The organism is Tenacibaculum maritimum NCIMB 2154 (assembly GCF_900119795.1).
Taxonomy (GTDB): Bacteria; Bacteroidota; Bacteroidia; order Flavobacteriales; family Flavobacteriaceae; genus Polaribacter; species Polaribacter maritimus.
Genome location: NZ_LT634361.1, coordinates 776,506 through 795,475, shown reverse-complemented (window position 1 = coordinate 795,475; position 18,970 = coordinate 776,506). Strand labels below are relative to the sequence as shown.

Below are 18,970 nucleotides of genomic sequence, written 5' to 3'. Positions count from 1 at the left end.
GCAAAATTTAACAAACACTAAATTAAGAATCATGAAACAAATTTATTTTTTATTCCTAGCTATAATTTTCATTTTAAATGAAAATCTAATTATTGCGCAAACTAGCGTGATAACGGGGTTAAATTCTCCTAGAGCGCTCGTATTAAACGGAAAGGATCTTTATATTGCTGAATCAGGTGGAAATAAAATTTCAAAAATAGACATTACGGAAGCTTCTCCTACTCTTATAGATGTTGTAACAGGATTAAGTTCTCCTACTGCACTAGCATTCAAAGGAAACAACCTTTATTTTACTCAGAATCACAATAAAATTTCAAAAATAGACATTACTGAATCCTCTCCTACTCCTACAGATGTTGTAACTGGGTTAAATTTTCCTAATGCATTAGCTTTAAACGAAAATTACCTTTATGTTAGTCAAAATGATAGAATCTTAAAAATAGATATTACAGAAAGTCCAGCTGTTGTTACAAATCTAATGGTAAATCTAACTTCTTCTTATGGGCTAACCCTAAATGGAAACGATCTCTATGTTTCTGAAATAAATGGAGGTAAAATCTTCAAAATAGATCTTGCTGAAAATTCTCCTACTCCTGTAGAAATTACAACTGGACTAAATTTTCCCAACGCATTAACTCTAAGTGGAAACTACCTTTATATTTCTGAACTAAATGCAAAGAAAGTTGTACGAATAGATACTACTAAAACAACTCCGGTTTCTACTGATGATATTACAACAGAATTAGAATTTCCTTCTGCGTTAACCTCAAATGAGAGCAACCTTTATATTGCTGATTTTAGTAAAGGTGAAGTTTTAAAAGTTAGTTTAAATACCACTCTATCAATCGATGATGTATCATCACTTAATAAAACAATAAATATACACCCAAATCCTTCAACTGATTTCATATATTTTTCCAATCTAACATCCAAAAAAAATTACACTATTCTTAACGCATCAGGAGTGACAATTTCGAATGGGAGCATTTCTAATCAAGAAAAAATTGATATCAGCAACTATGCCAGCGGAACTTATTTCTTGAAGTTTAATAATATAACTTCTATTAAATTCATAAAGCAATAAGTAGTAACTTTTGGAAGATCACCTATAAAAATATGGCTACAAAACTAAGTTTTGTAGCCATATTTTTATACGTTCTATTTTAAAATAGCTACATGGCAAATCTAATATGTATATAACGATTATTTACGAATTTTACGTATAATATATTTTTAATGTATTTTTTTTATGTATTTTTATATTTGTTAACATAAAAATTACACAAAATGAAATCAAAACTACTAAGGATTTGTTTTTTCTTCCTTATTTCCTTTACTTCCTTTTCTCAAAGTTTTATTGAAAAACAACTTCCTAAACCAGAAAACGTAAGCCCCTTCTTCATAGGCTCACTAGCAAAATCTACAATTCATTACGGAGCTAGACCCGCTAATTTTAACGGTGAAGTTATTTTATTTAACCATGGGTATATTGACCTAAATCAACTGTTATTTACAAATAACACTTTTTATCAAGATGCTTTTAATGAAGGATATCAAGTTGTATTTGTAGCTACAACAAGAGGTGAAGGAATGTGGGTAAACGGAAAGTTGCTAGCCGAATCTATAGACATTATTACTCGTAAATACAATGTAGAAAACTTATATATCATAGCTCACAGCAATGGAGGTAAAGCTTCTGAAGTAGCAATGTACACACACGGAAAAAAAGATAAAGTAAAACGAGTTTTCGCTTTGGGAACTCCTTATTGGGGAACCTATCTGGCCGATATAACCCAACAATGGTGGTTTAATTGGCTTTGGAAAGCTACTAGCCTCAACGGAGGAGGAGCTACTTCTACAACCTACTATTGCAATAATGTTGTTCGCCCATACTTTGATAATCATCCTTATAATGAACCTGAAAAGTTTTTTATTTTAGGAGGCTCTTCCTTTTCAGAAGGAAGTACTCCACTAGCTCCTGTAATGCTATTTAGTGGTGCTATCCTATACACTCATCAAGGAACTAATGATGGAGTTTCTCCTTATAACAGTACTTTACGCCCTAATGGAAATTATCTTTTTAAACGAAATCAAGCTCAAATAGACCATATTGATATCGCTTTAGGGCAGTATGTTTGGAAATTTATAAAACCCTACTTAAAGGATTATTATCCAAGAAAAAATAGCCCCAATACAAGAAATACTCCTATTTATGCTAGTAAAGTAATTAGTAATTACCAAATCATCAACTCTGAAAACGCTTATGATAAAATAATCTTAGATAAAGGCAATCAACATGCCAGATTAAATATTTTTCACAAAGTAAGCTCTGATGCCTTTAACTTAACTCTTAACAATGGTTATTTAACTCCTGAAAATAAAAAAGATTTTACCACAAACAAACACAACAGTAGCTATCTACTTAGTAAAGAAAAAGAATTAGAGCTACTCCCTATTCAACTAGAAGCTAATTCTAAATTTGTTGCTTTTATTCACCAACCTAACGGTCCGAAAATGACATACGAAGCTCTTGAAAAAAACAAAAACTTGATAGTGTCTTTTCAAGATACCAAAGCTGATCTCGCTACTTTTGATGTAAATGCTATTATTACCAAAACTTCTGATTTATATGGCAACAAAGTAAATGACGCTTCTAACGTATATTCTTTTACCTATAATTCAGTAACCAATAACTTTACCCTGGATACTTCTTCGTTTGATAATGGAGTTTATAGCATACATTTAACAGGTACTCATAGTGATTTTAACAGGTCGCTCGTTTCTGGCTTTACTGTAGGAAATATTTCTGATATGCCAATCAAAGCACTCAGCACTCCAGAAGAAAGCACGCAATTTTCTGCTAAGCTAAAAAGTAATTTTATTAAAGATCATTTAGAAATAGTTAATACGAGCGCTAAAAACAATCAAGTTATAGTCGAAATTTATAACCTAAACGGTCAAAGAGTACTGTATAACCAATCAATAAGAACGGATTCCTCTTATAGAATCTCTACAGATAAATTGCAAAGGGGACTATATCTTGTAAAGATTACCATCAATGCTAAAAAGAAAAGTTTTAAAATTATCAAACAATAATTTTCTTATAAACTACCTAAACAAAAAAGACCAGATCAAAATGATCTGGTCTTTTTATAACGTTATTTCTTTATTTTTATTGAATTCCGTAGTAAGCAGAAACATTATCCTCTATATTAGAAACTTTTTTAATTGCTTCATACATTTGATACGATTGATTTTTTCGCTGCTCTGCTATTCTTTTTCTATAAGTATCGTAGTTCTCTAAACTCGTTGGCAGCTCTTTTTTAGATACTACAAAAGCATATACACCTCTATCTCCTACTATATCCTTATAAACCTCATTTTCTTTTGCATTAATCATTGCTCCAATCACTTTAGGCTCATATCCAACACCTGATAAGGTTGGTGATTGTAAGTTAACTCCTTCTGCTTTACGTACGCTTACTCCTACAGATTCTGCAATATCCGCTAAGGTTGCTCCTTTAATTTTTTCTTCTATAATTTTAGCTTTCTTCTCATTTACTAGAATAGGACGAACTTCTGCCACTGCCTTATCTACTGGCATTAAACCTTTAGAAGTTACTCCAGTAATGATTGCCACTACATGTCCTCCATTAGAAATATCAAAACGTTTAAAAGCACCTATTTCTGTATCTTTTCCAAAAGCCCATGTTACAATTTCTCTCTCATCCCCTATTCCTGGTACATTTTCATCTAACACCTTCAACCCTACGGCTGGTTGAGAAGAAAGTTTCTTTTCTTTTACCAATTCATCAAAATTAGCTCCTTTTGTTAACTCTAAAGCAAATGTTTCTGCATTTTGAAATATTGCATTTTCAGTTTCTTCCGATGCTTCTATTTTACGAGCCAAAGTTACCAACTTAACCACATTCTGGAAGTTCTTTTGGTCATCAATCTTAATAATATGAAATCCAAATTGTGACTTTACTACTCCAATATCTCCTTTTTTATTAGTAAAACAATAATCTCTAAAAGCAGGAACCATTCTATTATAAGTAAACCAGTCTAAATCTCCTCCTTTTTCCGCAGACCCTTTATCTGAAGAAAACTTTTTTGCTAAATCAGCAAATTTACTTTTGTCAGCTTTTACAACTGCCAATAAGCTATCCGCTGTTTTCTTAGCCTCTTCTTCACTCTTAACTACCTCTGGAGCTGCCCCAGAAGTTCCTACAAATCGTACTAAGATATGACTTGCTCTTACTGAATCTGGGATACTAGTAACTTCTGTTACTTTAGATAATTTAAAGAATTCTTTATCTTTATATGGACCAAAAACATCTCCTTTTTTACCATCAAAAATTTGATCGGCAATTACCTGAGGTACTTCTACTTTAAACTTAAAGTTTTCATCCAATGGTAAATCCGATTTATTTTCTTCTAAGAACTCTGCATAATCTACAGTATTTCTCAACCCTTTTAAAGGTACATTTCTTTCATTTACAGAATCTTCTACTAGCTTAGCAACTTCATTTTTAATAGCTTCTTCATCTTTGGCAGTAGGAACTACATCAAATTTCACAAAGCTAATATCTCTTGAAGCCTCTACTTGAAAATCTGCACTATGGTTTTCTAGGTATCTTTTCACCTCACTTTTCTTAATAGTTACTGTACTATCAGGAATAGAGGTATAAGGAACATACACATATGATGCATCTACTTTTGTATTTTCAGTAAAATACTGGTTTTCTCCTTCTTTTAAAGATGCTCCTAAACCAGCAGATACTAAATTATCATATGTCTTTTTTTCAATACTTTCCTTTAATGAAAGCATATAATTTTGCCATGCTTTCCACTCTGCATTATTTTCATCCTTTATGGTAGCAAGATGTTCCTTTAATTTTTCTTTATCAAAAACACCTTCAGTCTGAAATCTTGGATCATTTTGTATGGATGGTGCTTCATATATAGCATTCATAATATCTGATTCTCCAACTGTAATCCCTGCCTCTTCTAATTGCTTTTGATATATTCTTTGTCTAACAAGATTATTCCAAACAGTTTTAGCTGCTTGCATTTCAGAAACTTTGTTACCTGTTTGTGCTTTATAAGTCTCTACAGCCTCAGCAAAGTCTTGTCGAGAAATATCTTCTCCATTTACTTCCCCAACAGTATTCTGCTTAGATGAGTTAAAAAAATCTCCTATCGTTGAAGGATCTAATACAAAAGCAAAAAGTGCTAATCCGATTACAAGAATTAAGAACATCGAGCGCTCTCTAATCTTCGATAAAATTGCCATACGTCATTTATTTAATTTACAGTACGCGAAAATACAATTTCACATTTAATAATGCAATGTTTTTATAAGGTGTTTTGCTGTAAGTTAACTTGGGGGATTTGAGTTGTCAAAGGTTTTTAAAATTTAGCTATTTATTTTCTGTAATAAATAACTTTTAAACCTCTTTATCTAGCACTTTTAAATAAACTTCATCTATTTTAGTAGCTCCTACTTTTAATATTTTGAAATGATATTCCTCTATTGTAATAACATCTCCTTGTTTTGGAATGCTTTCTATATGATGAATGATAAAGCCTCCTAAGGTTTCATAATCTTCTTCTTTTAACAAAGACAAACTATATTCCTCATTCAAATAATCAACCTCTAGCCTTGCTGAGAAATTAAATTCTCTTTCATTTACTTTTTCTTCTAATAATTCTTGACTATCGTGTTCGTCTTCTATTTCTCCAAAGAGCTCTTCTATAATATCTTCAACAGTGATGATTCCTGAAGTTCCTCCATACTCATCTACTACAACTGCAATACTTTTTCTTTTCTTTATCAAAGTATTTAAAACATCGTTAACCATCATTGATTCTGGAACAATTTCTACAGGTAACAATATGGCTTTTATAGAACGCGGTTTTTTAAACAATTCAAATGCGTTTACGTATCCGAGAATATCATCTAGCGAATTTTTATAAACTACAATCTTTGAATACCCTGTTTCTATAAATTGTTTTTTTAAACTACTTACTGTTTCATGAATATCTACCGCTGTAATTTCTATACGGGGTACCATAATTTCACGCGCCTTTACTTTATGAAACCCTAAAGCATTTTGAAATATCTGAATCTCAGAATCTACTTCTTCCGCCTCCCCTCCTCCATCTAGTTGTTCTGTAATATAATTTCCTAACTCTTCTTTACTAAATGCTGTTTGCTCTTCGTTTGCTTTCGCTTTAAAGAAAAAGTGTAGTAAAAAATCTGATATTTTTGTTATAAACTCTGATATAAAATGGAAAAGAACATAAAAGAAGTACGCTGGAATAGCAAAAATTTTTAATGCTTCATTTGCGTAAATTCTAAAAATAGCCTTTGGAAGAAATTCTGCCGTAATTAAAATTAATAATGTAGAAATTGTTGTTTGCGTCAGTAATCTCAAATCGCCCAATAGATAATTTATAACACCATACTCCGAAGGCAAAAAAAGTTGAAACCAATTAATTAAAATTTTTCCCATAAAGTAACTATAAATCACCAATGAAATATTGTTACCCACTAGCATTGTAGTAATGAATTTAGAAGATTTTTGAGTAAGCTTTCTTAAAATTTTCGGCAAAAACCCATGCTGCTTTTTTTCCAACTCTATATGTAACTTATTTGCAGAAACGAAAGCTATTTCCATACCCGAAAAAAAGGCTGAAAGAAGTACTGACCCTATAATTATAACAATTTCTATATTCATTAATTCTTACTACTATTCCTTTGTACTACCTTTTTTCTAAACTTTCTTTTAAAAAAGAAAATTAGAGTGATAAATATAGCAAAAGCTAATAAAATATATGCCGTTGGCCTGTCAGAATTCAATTTTAACAGCCCTTCTACCAAACATATTATTGCTATTATTAAATAACCATATTGAAAAAATTTCCAAACTCTATTCATCACATTAATCTTTTATTGTTTCTATTTTACCTGTAATATCCTTTGCTATCCATTTAGACAAATCTTGCTTAGACTCAAAGCCAAAACCATTAATTGTATCTTTTTCAGTGGTCAATCTAAAACCATCTTCGGTAAAGAAATACCCTTCTTTTTGATCCCAAAACAATTGGTTTGTTTCTAGTTTCGTGCTCTTTGAATGATTAAGAATCACTACATTTCCTTTTATCTCTGCAACTCTTGTTTTATCAAATGATAAAGCATAATTTCCTGTAATAGTGGTTGAATCTTTTTCGTTCTTTTCAATAGTAACTATTTTAATTCCTTTTAAAAATTCTTTATAAGGATGTTCCTTTCTATTCGAAAAATCATACAACAAAGGTGTTACTAACTTATACCTTACCCTTCCTGAATCTTTATAAACATGATGCGTATTTTTAGCAATACCTATGGGTAAGTTCTTATCTGCTAAGAAATCTCTAACTTTTTTTGTATCATTTGTACAAGAAAAAAACATTGCTACTAAACTAATAGCAGCAATGTTTATATACCTATTTTTTTTATATTTTTTCATTAAAAATGATTATGGTATGCGAACTGTTTCTCCAATCCAACATCCTATTTTATAAGATGCCCCTGAAGCAACCCCTTGTTGGAATACTAATTTTTTAGATGGAATAATACCTTTATAACTTCTAATATATCTTCCTGCATTAGAACCTGGATCTACAGACTGTGCTTTTCTTGCCATGTTTAATGCAGCCACATATACCATTTTCTTTTCAAATTCATTAGTTCCACATGAGTTTGCGCTTTTAGCATACATTCCTGCAATTAACAAATAAGCCTTCCCCATATTTGGATTAAACTGTAATGCTTCCCTTGCTAAACTTCGTGCTTTACCAAACCCTCCTCTATTTCTTGCCTCTTGCGCTTCTATTAATTTTAATTTAGCCTTTTTAAACGGATCTGTTTCTAATTCAAATGCTTTTTTTCTCATTTCAGAGGCGCCACTTGCATCTCCATTTTTTTCTAAAACTCCCGCTAAGAAATTATACGCATCTGAAGAAGGAGATGATTCCGCATAAGCTCTCGCTAATTTTTCATACAATGGATCTTCTTGACATCCTTTATTATGCAATCTAGAAACAGCTCTTCTTAACCATGTTGTTTCTGCTTTATTTACATCAAAGTCTCTTGTATAAATAGGAATTAACCTTTCACAAGTAGCTATTTCTGTAATCATTGCATCCAACCCTCCTTCTACTTTACCTAAAGCAGACGAATTAATCGTATATGCTTTTAATCTTCTTTCTTCTTTAGAACTTATATTACCTGCTTCTTTTTTGTCTTGTAATTTTTTAATTTTTTTAGTGTAATCATCTAATTTCTCCCCTACTGATTCCATCACATCATCATAAGTATCAAATACTTTCTGCGGATTACTATCTTTAAAGTTATTCGTAATTCCTTCAAAATATCTATAAATGTTTTTCACACTCATATCTTTCGGGGAGATCTGGTATGCTTTTTCTAAAATAGCAAACACCTCTTCATCTGAAGCCAATTTATTCTTAATTAAATACGTTGCGTAGTCACTATGTGCTTTTGCAGCCTTTTTATTAGGAAAGTTTACTATTCTCGATTCATAAACTCTCTTTGCTAATTCCTTATCAGACGTTCCTTCTGCTACTTTAGCTCCATATTTATATATATTTACAGATAAAGTAGGGCAATTATCTAGTAACCATAATAAATCAGGTTTCGCTTCATTATATTTTTTGGTGATAGCATTCCCTTTAAAAAGGTTATACTTCATTGTACAATCTTGATTTCCTTGAGCATTTACAACTTTAATTCCTATGAATAAAGATAGCCCCACTAGTAAATACGTAATTTTTTTCATCATTCTTCTGGTTTTCGTTAATCTATTTTTCTCTTATTAAACCAATTTATACTGTTTAGAGATAAACTGAGTCTAACATTAAAATAGCTTTCCTTTATTAAATTATTATTAGTCGTCCCCTTTTGACCGTATTCAAATCCAATGTTTACATTAGATAATTGCTTTGGCAGTGGTAAACCTAAACCAACATTTATGCCAAAGTCTTTTATTGAAGTAAATCCATTACCTGCATTTATTTGTAAACCTGTTTTTTCAAAGCGCAAACCAGCTCTATAAGTAACCCTATTCCAATAACTCGATATGGAGTTAATTTTTGGAATATAATAGCCTCCTATAGCAGTTGTATGAGAATTTTCATATCTAAACAAAGTTCCTCTTTGGTTATTTAGACCTACTGTTTCAAATGCTTTTTGATATTCTGAATCAATACCAATGTACCATTTATTTGTTTTCCCTATTCCAAAACCTGCAATAACTTCTAATGGACTTTCAATGCTTCCTACTGATGAACTAAAGATAGATTTCTTATCTCTATCGGCTCCACCAGCTCCAACAACTACTGTTGACAACTTTTCTGTACTACTTGTTCTTAATTGGTTTTTAAATTGGATAGAAGTACCAAAGGTCAACCTTAACTTATTTTTCAATTCTTTATCATATTGTGCTCCTATTTTTAACCTTCCTCCTCTTATCGTCGTTGCTTCTTCATTTTTAGTACCAAATGCAACATCTAGTTTTTTATTCAGAATATTATTATCTATTTTTCCAAAGATAAAACCTCCTTCAACCCCTAAAGAAAGTCCTTTAGCTACATACATACCAAAACTTCCATAAAGTCTGTTAGCTCCCCCTGTTCCTGTATATTTGGTAGATGCTATTACATTGCCTTCGGTATCCTTCTCTTCGTTTATCAATGAGTATCCAACAGTTGATAGTGGTTGTAAACCTACTGAAAGCCCTGCTCTTTTACCAATAGGAAACCCCAATGCTATATATCGCAAACTTGTAGAATTACCTGTTTGGCTTGCATTTGTCTCTTCCAACGTTAAAAAAGAAGTCCCCCCCCCTAATCCATAAGTTGCATAACGCAAATCAGCATTGGAAGCTGGGTTTACAAAATTCAAATGATGTGTGTCCTTTAAAGCCGCTCCAATTCCTCCCATAGAAGCTTGTTCTACTGTTTTAGGTTTAAAATCGGCTCCTATACCAAAGTAAGAATAAGGTGATGAGTTATTTCTTTGAGCAAACATTGTTGCTCCTGTTAACATTAAAAATACAATTAAAGATCTCTTAATCATTCGTTTTATTATATATCAAAATAGTCCGTAATCCCTCCAAAATAAAATTCGGATTCGCAAATATGCTACTTTTTAATTGTTTAGCCAAAAATTTTGTGTCCCCTCCTGTTAAAACGACTGTTAAATCGCTGTATTGCTTTTTATACTTATTGATAATTCCATCTATTTCACTACAAACTCCATTGATAATACCTGAATGGATCGCGCTATTTGTATTGTTTCCAATTAAAGCAGAAGGATATTCCATTTCTAACAACGGTAATTTTGACGTAAAAGTATGCAATGCCTGATAGCGTATTTTAACTCCTAGTGATATGGCTCCTCCTAAATATTCATCTTTCTTATTTACAAAGTCAAAAGTAATGCAAGTGCCCGCATCTATTATTAATTTATTTTGGTTAGGATATTTTGCTACAGCTCCCGCTGCTAACGCTATCCTATCAACCCCTAACGTATTTGGCGTTTCATATAAGTTCGTAAAAGGAACAGGAGTTTCTGAATTTAACTCTAAAAAAGGACCTAAGTTTTTTATTTCTTCAAGTATATCCTTAGATATATTCGTTACTGATGATATGATGCTATTTGAGATATCGTATTTCGAAATATTTTTTTTCACTTCTGAAACGAGTTTTTCTTTTTCAAAAACAGCAAGCTTGACTAACATATCTTCCTTAAAAACAGCTATTTTCCCTCTAGTATTACCTATATCTATTATTAAATTCATTGGTTCAGTTTTACGAAATAGCGAAAATACAATAGATTTTTTAGAATTTTATTTGGTAAAGCTAAAAAAGGTTATATATTTGCACCCGCTAAGCGAAAGCAGGCATGGTGCCTTAGCTCAGTTGGTAGAGCAAAGGACTGAAAATCCTTGTGTCCCTGGTTCGATTCCTGGAGGCACCACCATAAAACCCGAACTTTTTGTTCGGGTTTTTTATTTTTATCTTTTTTTATTTGGTGAATCAAAAAAAGGTTATATATTTGCATCCGCTAAGCGAAAGCAAGCATGGTGCCTTAGCTCAGTTGGTAGAGCAAAGGACTGAAAATCCTTGTGTCCCTGGTTCGATTCCTGGAGGCACCACCATAAAACCCGAACCTTTTGTTCGGGTTTTTTACTTTTCAAAAGACAGTTACTTAATTTTGCATTTTTGTTAACAGATGCTCTATAAACGAAATACTATTTTTGTAAGTAAGATCATAAAATTCATTTTACCCCCCTTTAGTTTAAACGGATTCATTGTCTTAAATAATCTTATTTTATAATAAAACAAAAGTATTTGGTAATGAAAAATAGTCTTTTCCTCTTAAGCCTTTTAGCTTTAGTCATATCTTGTCAATCAATTCCTAAAAACATAACTTATGCAAAAAAAATACGAGAATATAAGTTAAACACAGATTATTTCCCTTCTAAAAATCAGGATAATAGAGTACGTTTTCTTGTACTTCATTATACGGTTTCTGACACCCCCAGTTCTTTGAATATTCTAAGTGGGAATACTACCAGAGAAGTGAGCTCTCATTATCTTATAAATGATAAAGACGATAGAGAAATCCATTTTTTAGTAGATGAAAATAAACGTTCATGGCATGCTGGAGCCAGCAACTGGGGTAAGGTAAATAACTTAAACTTCAGTTCCATAGGAATAGAGATTGTTAACAAAGGTTTTTTAGTTGAAAATGGTGAAAAGGTTTTTATTGATTTCCCTGAATATCAAGTAAAAAAAATTGCTACACTTTCAAAGAATATAATTGATCGTTATCAAATAAAACCTGAAAATGTAATTGGGCACGCTGATATAACTCCTACTCGAAAGTTGGATCCAGGGCCAAAGTTTCCTTGGAAAAGACTATATTACGATTATAATATTGGTGCTTGGTATGATTATTTCGATAAAGACAAATTCATTAAAGAGTTTCCTTTAGATAGTGCCCATGAAGTTGAATTTATCAAATCTGTTCAAAGAGATTTTAAAAAGTATGGGTATAAAATTGAAGAGTCTGGTGAGTGGGATGATGATACCAAAAGCGTAATAAAAGCTTTTCAATATCATTTCAGACCAGAGAAACACGACGGCACTTTAGATAATGAAACATGGGCAATACTAAAAGCTCTTTTAAAAAAGTACAAATAAATTATACTCTCTATGAACTTAAAATCCTCATTTTAAAAATAAAACGAGGATTTTAAGTTTATTAACACTACTTTTTTAGTTTATACTATGAAGTTTTTTTCCTCTCAAATAATAGTAAAAACTAATTACGTCTATAATTTCTTACGAAAGAGACGCATCACTATCTTGCCAAAAACAAAAGCTTTATTTTAGTGTAAAGCTCATTTCAACTGGCAGATGATCTGATGCTTCTCCAAAGTCTTTTAAAACCCTTCCTTTTACATATGCTATTGTATTTTTGGTATAAAAGATATAATCCAATCTTTCAAAGGGCTGCTTTGTATCAAAAGTTAACTCATAATCACCTGGAGAAAAGGCAGCATTTCCTATATCTAACATTTCAAATACCTTTTGAATAACAGGCTCTTTATAAGTAGGATCACTATTAAAATCTCCTAATAAAATCGTAGGATTGGTTGCTGCATATTTTTTAAAAATCTCTATAACTGTATCCAATTGTTTTTTTCGAGTAACTTTATCAAAAGCCTCTAAATGCACATTAATCACAACCACCTCTTTTCCTTCTAACTGAATAGTTACTACCTGTGCCAAGCGTTCAAGATATAAGGCATCTCTATAAAACGGATTGTCTTCTACTCTTTCTAAGACAATACGTTCCTGATTTTTAATTGGATACTTACTCAATATAGATTGCCCTGAAACTACTTTTCCAAAATGCATACTAGGAGGCCAGTAAGGAAATGGCACATATGTTTCATCCCAGTTAATCGCTTTTGCAATATGATTATACCCTAATGTAGCTATTTCATCTTGCTGATTTACATGATACGATCTTGCTGCATCAAAATCAATTTCTTGAAATGCAATAATATCCGGATCTACCTTCTGCGTTTCTTTCAATACCCGTGCTAAATTTTCTGTAAATAACTCTTTAGGCTTTGCCACTGGCAAATTATTAGTCATGCCGCTTAAATAGCCAATATTATACGTAACAATACTGTAAACAGAATCTTTACCCACTAACCGATCTCCTTTTTTATTAATCAACTTCTCATATTCACTTTCATCTAATGTTGGAGAAGAAGCCCAAACGAAAAATAGCAATGACGCTATGAATAGTAAAAAAATAGTTGTTCCTAAGAATTGAAAAATACGCTTCATTATTTCATTTTGTTTTTAGAAAAATTAGTTACAGTTCTTTCAATCGCTGCATCAATTTTTTCTTGATTAATTTCATATTTTAAATTAGTAGTGGTCTTACCCGGAAATTGCTCTACCATAATTGTTGATGACGGAAATGCAAAATCTACTCCTAGGGCAGCTGCTAATCTTAAAATAGCAATATGAAACCTATGTTTTGATGATTGCTCCACTCCCCATTCTAAAGATTTAAAATATACATTTACCATAATCAATAGAGAAGAATCACCGAAACCTGTAAACTCTACATTGTAAGATTCTGATCGAGTTTCAGGGTGTGCTATTATAATTTTTCTTACTCCCACTACAAAAGCTTCTATTAATTCTGGAGGAGTATCATAACGTAGTCCTAAAGTTGTTCTATAACGTCTATACAGCCTTAATCCTTTATTATTAATTGTTATTTCAGATAGTTTGCTATTGGGTATTTGATATATAGAAGTATCAGCCGCACGAATTTTACTCGATCGGAAACCCACCTCTTCTACTTCTCCTGCAATTCCATCAGCCTCTACCCAATCTCCTATATGGAACGGTTTATCTAAAAAGATCATAAAAGTTCCTATAAGGTTCTTAACCGTATCTTGGGAAGCCAATGCTACTGCTAATCCTCCTATAGATGCTCCTGCTATTACAGCTCTTGTGTCTACACCTAATAAAGTGAGCAGCTTTAAGATTCCTAAAAATACAACAATTACAGTTAAAAAATTGCGTAAAATAGGTACTAGTTGATCGTCTAACCTACCATGTGTTTTCTCCGCTAGCTCCTCATAAACCTTCATTGCTACTTGAACTAGCTTTAAAAATACATAAATCCAAAAAACAGTAGCCACAATATGCAACCCTAAGAAAAACCAAGTATTTATTTCTAAGTTAAACCTTAAAGACGGAAAAATCTTTTCAATAACCCAAACTGCCAATAATAAACTAACAGGGTGGGCTAATTTTTTGAGTACAGATGTAATTTCTATGCTCTTACTTCTAGTAATTCTATACTGGAGTTTTTGAAGTATAAAAACAGCAATTCTTTTTGCTATACTGTAAATAATGAAAGCACCTAATAATAATAACAATAAAAGTATTATTTGCCATAATTCTACACCTAGCAGTTTTATATGCCCCGCATTTGGAATATTGTCTTGAATTTGTTGTACATACCATGGAAACACCTCCTTGTACAATGCATCAATATTTCTTATCGTTTCTTTTGAATAATACCAATTTTCGCCTACTTTTTCTACCGATATAAGTGGCATCCTATCTGGAAACAAAACATATTTATACGATTTTGTATATCCTATAGTATCGTTGTAATTAGGGTTGGTAGGAACTTTACTAAAATCAACAAACAAGCCTTTTCCATCTAAAACTTGCTTAATTTTTTTCACCTTTCTAACAGCTTCTTTTGTTGGCAAATCTAAAATGGTTTTAGCCGCCTTTTCTGGTTGATAAGAGTCTGATTGCAAAAAGTATAAATGTGTGTATATGGTAGCATTAGGATTGCTAAGATTTACTGTTATCTCCTTTTGTGCAAAAGTATTGATACTGATTAATAAGAGTATGGCAAGTATATTTTTCATTAATTTATTTCTTAAAGACTAAAACGTTAATTTGTGTTAAAGTAAAACTCAAATTTAAACCTTTTTGGTTTTTAACAGTCATAGAAGTGTAAATAATAAGAAAAATATAAGATACAATGAAAAAAGTAGCATTCATAATAATTTTAATATTTACTTTTTCTTTTAGTTCACAAGCTCAAAAAGGACATAAGTATAGGGAAGGCAAAGGAATGACTATTGCTCAAAAAACGGATTTAGAAGTTAAAAAAATGACTTTAAAACTCGATTTAACGGAAGAGCAGCAGCAACAAATTAAGCCTTTATTATTTGAAAAGATAGCGCAAAAAGAAGAAATGTATAAAAAGAGAAAAGCTATTAAAGAGCATCGCAAAAAAGGAGAAAAATTATCTGCGGATGAACGCTTTAAAATAAAAAGCCATCATTTAGATCAAATGATTGCTTTTAAAGCTGATATGAAACGTATTTTAAACGAAAAACAATATCAGAAATTCGAAAGAATTGCGACTCGTAAAAGACATAAAAAGAAACAAAGATATGCTCAACATATAAAGAAGAGCGAAGATAACTAGTTTGATTAATTAGTTTTGGTTTTTAAACTCGATCCTGCAACAGCAGCATCGGGTTTTTTTTATCATTATTCTTTAAACCAGCTCGAGTATTTTACATAGTTCTCAGAAATTCTATCTATTTCTCCTGAAATAAGCTCTTGCGAAATATCTTTTACCTTTTTAGCTGGTACTCCTGCATAAATACTACCACTTTTAACATGAGTGTTTTTAGTTACTACGGCTCCTGCTGCAATAATTGAATTACTTTCAATAATACAATCATCCATTACAATACTTCCCATTCCTATTAACACATTATCTTGTATTGTACATCCATGTACGATAGCATTATGCCCTATAGATACGTTATTACCTATTGTAGTTGGCGATTTTTGATAGGTTGCATGAATTACTGCTCCGTCTTGAATGTTTACTTTATCTCCTATTCTGATATAATGTACATCTCCACGAATTACCGCATTAAACCAAACACTACACTGTTTGCCCATAGCTACTTCTCCTACTATTGTTGCATTTTCTGCGATATAGCAATCTTCTGGTATTTGAGGGTATTTTCCTCTTACTTCCTTTATTACTTTCATTGGTTTTATAATTTTAACAAATTATTGTTTTGGATTTATTTCTAAAATTCAACGTATCTTCAATCTATACTCCTATAAAAATTTACGTAAAATAAGATAATAGTTTTGCTTTTTTAGAAGAAGATACGGTTATTTCTTGGCCATTAGATAATAATACACTTCCTCCTTTGCCTTTTTTATATTTTGTAATCGTGTTTACATTAACCAAGTAAGATTTATGTACTCTAACAAATGGGTAATCTTTTAATGCTTCTTCAAAATATTTTAATGTTTTACTAACTAACTTTTTCTTTTCTTTCGTATAAATTTCGGTATAATTATCATCTGCCTTACAAAACAGAATCTCATTTACATCTAGTACTTCAAAACCATCTTGTTGTGGCAATGTAATCTTTCCTTTTATACATTCCTTTTGAGGTGCTAGAATTTCAGCTTTTAATTGATGTTCTTTTTCGCAAATCTCTGTAACTATATTAACAGCTTTAATTAAATCGTCTATAGAAATAGGTTTTAATAAATAATATGATGCATTATTATTCAACGCTTCTATTGCATAATGGTCATATGCTGTTACAAAAATAGTTTCAAATGTTCGGTTTTCCAATTTTTCCAATAAATCGAAGGCATTTCCATAAGGCATTTCTACATCTAAAAATACCAAATCTAATGTGTTTTGCTGAATTAAATTATATGCCTCTTCAATAGTACCCGCTTCCCCTAGTACTTTTATATTAGGACAATACTTTTTTATATAATTTTTAAGTATCTGACGGCTAACTTCTTCATCTTCCACAATTATGGCGTGTAATTTCATATTCTTTTTTTCTTTAGTATAACTTTGATTTCGGTGCCTTCTCCATTTTTAAAAAGGTCTGCTACTTTTACATCAATTACATCTTGATACATTTCATTTAAAATAGTAATCCTTTTTTTTATAGTACTCATTCCTTTTGATTTTTGCTTGAGTTGGTTTTTTGTTTTTAATGCGGTTGATTTCTCTCTTCCTACTCCATCATCTTTAATTACAATTTCTACGTACCCTTCTTTTTGTTGCTTCATTGAAACCTCTAACAACCCTTTGCTTTTTTTATAACGTAACCCATGCCATATAGCATTTTCTATATAAGGTTGTAACAACATTGGTGGTATTAAATACTGATCTTGCTGTATTTTTTCATCTATAAATAATGAATACTCAAATTTATCTTTAAAACGATCATGTTCTAATTTTACATATAGCCTTAATAAGGCTATTTCTTTAGACAATGGTATAAAATCTTCCTCTGAATTTTCTAAAACTGACCTCATTAATTTTGAAAAGTCAGACAAATACCGATTGGCACTTCTCTCATCATTTAACGCAATAAAATTATTTACAGAATTTAATGCATTGAATATAAAATGAGGATTCATTTGAGACCGCATTGACTTTAAAGCTAATAAGTTATTTGCTATTTTTTGCTGCTTTATATTTCTATAAAATAAATATATAATTCCTGAAAGTAACAATATCCCTACTATTAATGAATAGATGGCCATTTTTTGTTTCTTACTATTTTCTTTTGACAATTCTTGATCTTTATAAGCTAAGTTTATTTTAATTTCCGTCAATTCTCGATCTTTTTCTAAACTTAGAATCCTATTTAGGTTTTCCAAGTTTTTTTGACTTAATTGCTTAGATCGATGAATCTCTTGCTCTTTTTTTATATAGGATTTATCTACCAACTGCACATAATTTTCATAAGATTTTAGTGCCTTCGTATAGTCTCCAACCGTTGCATAAATCTCCGAAAGTTTGCGAGTAGCATCTTTTTCTATAATTAAATCCTTTTTTCTATAGGCATCTGTTTTACTCTTTTTTAAATAGGAAATAGCACTATTATACTCTTCTTTCAAAGCATAGGCGCGACCTATTTTATAGTTAATTTTTTGAGTAGATATCGAATCACGCTCTGTTTTCAAATCTTTTAAAAGAGCTTTTTTACTTTCCACTTCTTCTAGCGTCTCTTTACGCAATTCTATTTCTTCATCGTATCTATTAGAAGAATTCAAATAATCTGCTACTTTTTCCTTTTCTTTCAATGCTCTCTTTTTATTTTCACTTGTTGCTAATTTCAAAGAATTATTATAAAACGTATTGGCTTTTGTAGCTTCTCCTCTTTTTGCATACAAATTAGCTAGTGCTGAGTTTATATCGGTTATTTTAGATACTATACCATACGCTTCTGCCTTTTCAAGTGCTTTTTTAAACTGAATTTCTGCTTTGGTATATGTACCTTTTCCCAAATAATTACTCCCTAAAAGTTCCAATCTAAGTGTTTTTTCATAATCACTTAATTTTTCTATTTCCAACTGAAGAAGCACTGCTATACTTTCATCATATTTTTTTTGTAGATAAAGAGATTTCCCTTTAAGAAACAATACCTTTTCATTTCTCATTACTTTTAATGACAATTGATAGCTATCTTCTGCTAAATCATATTGTTTCCAATTCATATAGACCTCTCCCAACAAACTATACGCTTTTGCTACCTGTTGTTTTTTAGGGTTGCTTTCTAAAGACTTTTCTATAAAGTGTAAACTTTTCTCTAGATTATTATTCTTATAAAATTCAACTGAATCTATAAACCTTTGGTAAGTATTTACATACATCTCCTCCTCACTACTTATTAATTCGTCCTGTGAAAACATAGGAGTTACAGGAATAAACATTAATAAAAAAAGTTTGCATATAAATCGATTCATATTCTTTTAATTCTCCTTA

General features: G+C 31.1%; 15 protein-coding genes and 2 tRNA genes. 6 read left to right on the top strand and 11 right to left on the bottom strand.

The window, feature by feature from the left end:
- Window positions 1-31 precede the first annotated feature (31 nt).
- Both MARIT_RS03765 and MARIT_RS03760 read left to right on the top strand, forming a co-directional pair.
- On the top strand, window positions 32-1,084 hold the full coding sequence (locus MARIT_RS03765; protein ID WP_157926185.1) for a DUF6923 family protein: 1,053 nt from the start codon (window positions 32-34) through the stop codon (window positions 1,082-1,084).
- A gap of 203 nt (window positions 1,085-1,287) precedes the next feature.
- Complete coding sequence (locus MARIT_RS03760) at window positions 1,288-3,096, top strand: T9SS type A sorting domain-containing protein (RefSeq protein WP_100210798.1); 1,809 nt, start codon at window positions 1,288-1,290, stop codon at window positions 3,094-3,096.
- A gap of 76 nt (window positions 3,097-3,172) precedes the next feature.
- On the opposite strand, the gene MARIT_RS03755 is transcribed toward MARIT_RS03760, so the two are convergent.
- The 6 genes from MARIT_RS03755 to MARIT_RS03725 form a co-directional block, all read right to left on the bottom strand.
- Entirely contained in the window at window positions 3,173-5,296 is a 2,124-nt protein-coding gene (locus MARIT_RS03755; RefSeq protein ID WP_100210797.1) for a peptidylprolyl isomerase, read from the bottom strand.
- A gap of 154 nt (window positions 5,297-5,450) precedes the next feature.
- Window positions 5,451-6,743 carry a hemolysin family protein gene (locus MARIT_RS03750; RefSeq protein ID WP_024741820.1) on the bottom strand — a complete coding sequence of 431 codons (1,293 nt, stop codon included), beginning with the start codon at window positions 6,741-6,743 and terminating at the stop codon, window positions 5,451-5,453.
- Window positions 6,744-6,947: 204 nt separating this feature from the next.
- The gene (lptC, locus tag MARIT_RS03740; RefSeq protein ID WP_231975189.1) at window positions 6,948-7,514 is read right to left on the bottom strand and encodes an LPS export ABC transporter periplasmic protein LptC; all 567 of its coding nucleotides are present in this window, start codon (window positions 7,512-7,514) and stop codon (window positions 6,948-6,950) included.
- A gap of 9 nt (window positions 7,515-7,523) precedes the next feature.
- Complete coding sequence (locus MARIT_RS03735; protein WP_231975188.1) at window positions 7,524-8,849, bottom strand: hypothetical protein; 1,326 nt, start codon at window positions 8,847-8,849, stop codon at window positions 7,524-7,526.
- Window positions 8,850-8,863: 14 nt separating this feature from the next.
- Entirely contained in the window at window positions 8,864-10,144 is a 1,281-nt protein-coding gene (locus tag MARIT_RS03730) for a hypothetical protein (RefSeq protein WP_100210796.1), read from the bottom strand.
- Window positions 10,137-10,868 (bottom strand): type III pantothenate kinase, encoded by a 732-nt coding sequence (locus MARIT_RS03725; RefSeq protein WP_024741825.1) that lies wholly within the window; start codon window positions 10,866-10,868, stop codon window positions 10,137-10,139. Before MARIT_RS03725 ends, MARIT_RS03730 begins: the two co-directional genes overlap by 8 nt.
- A gap of 106 nt (window positions 10,869-10,974) precedes the next feature.
- Between MARIT_RS03725 and MARIT_RS03720 the strand changes: the two genes are divergently transcribed.
- The 3 genes from MARIT_RS03720 (at window position 10,975) to MARIT_RS03710 (ending at window position 12,276) form a co-directional block, all read left to right on the top strand.
- A tRNA-Phe gene (locus MARIT_RS03720) sits at window positions 10,975-11,050 on the top strand.
- A 102-nt stretch (window positions 11,051-11,152) separates the two neighbouring features.
- A tRNA-Phe gene (locus tag MARIT_RS03715) sits at window positions 11,153-11,228 on the top strand.
- Between the two features lie 199 nt (window positions 11,229-11,427).
- Window positions 11,428-12,276 (top strand): peptidoglycan recognition protein family protein, encoded by an 849-nt coding sequence (locus MARIT_RS03710; protein ID WP_100210795.1) that lies wholly within the window; start codon window positions 11,428-11,430, stop codon window positions 12,274-12,276.
- A 183-nt stretch (window positions 12,277-12,459) separates the two neighbouring features.
- On the opposite strand, the gene MARIT_RS03705 is transcribed toward MARIT_RS03710, so the two are convergent.
- Complete coding sequence (locus tag MARIT_RS03705; RefSeq protein WP_100210794.1) at window positions 12,460-13,437, bottom strand: endonuclease/exonuclease/phosphatase family protein; 978 nt, start codon at window positions 13,435-13,437, stop codon at window positions 12,460-12,462.
- Window positions 13,437-15,056 (bottom strand): mechanosensitive ion channel family protein, encoded by a 1,620-nt coding sequence (locus tag MARIT_RS03700; RefSeq protein ID WP_100210793.1) that lies wholly within the window; start codon window positions 15,054-15,056, stop codon window positions 13,437-13,439. The genes MARIT_RS03705 and MARIT_RS03700 overlap by 1 nt, the downstream gene beginning before the upstream one ends.
- 116 nt (window positions 15,057-15,172) lie before the next feature.
- On the opposite strand from MARIT_RS03700, the gene MARIT_RS03695 reads away from it, so the two are divergent.
- Window positions 15,173-15,625 carry a hypothetical protein gene (locus MARIT_RS03695; protein WP_100210792.1) on the top strand — a complete coding sequence of 151 codons (453 nt, stop codon included), beginning with the start codon at window positions 15,173-15,175 and terminating at the stop codon, window positions 15,623-15,625.
- Window positions 15,626-15,690: 65 nt separating this feature from the next.
- Here the strand turns inward: MARIT_RS03695 and MARIT_RS03690 are convergent, their stop codons facing one another.
- The 3 genes from MARIT_RS03690 to MARIT_RS03680 all read right to left on the bottom strand — a co-directional run bounded on the left by MARIT_RS03690 (window position 15,691) and on the right by MARIT_RS03680 (window position 18,951).
- Window positions 15,691-16,206 carry a gamma carbonic anhydrase family protein gene (locus MARIT_RS03690; protein ID WP_024741829.1) on the bottom strand — a complete coding sequence of 172 codons (516 nt, stop codon included), beginning with the start codon at window positions 16,204-16,206 and terminating at the stop codon, window positions 15,691-15,693.
- A gap of 82 nt (window positions 16,207-16,288) precedes the next feature.
- A complete protein-coding gene (locus MARIT_RS03685; RefSeq protein WP_100210791.1) occupies window positions 16,289-17,020 on the bottom strand; it encodes a LytR/AlgR family response regulator transcription factor in 732 nt (243 codons plus the stop codon).
- A complete protein-coding gene (locus tag MARIT_RS03680) occupies window positions 17,017-18,951 on the bottom strand; it encodes a tetratricopeptide repeat-containing sensor histidine kinase (RefSeq protein ID WP_100210790.1) in 1,935 nt (644 codons plus the stop codon). Before MARIT_RS03680 ends, MARIT_RS03685 begins: the two co-directional genes overlap by 4 nt.
- Window positions 18,952-18,970: the final 19 nt, after the last annotated feature.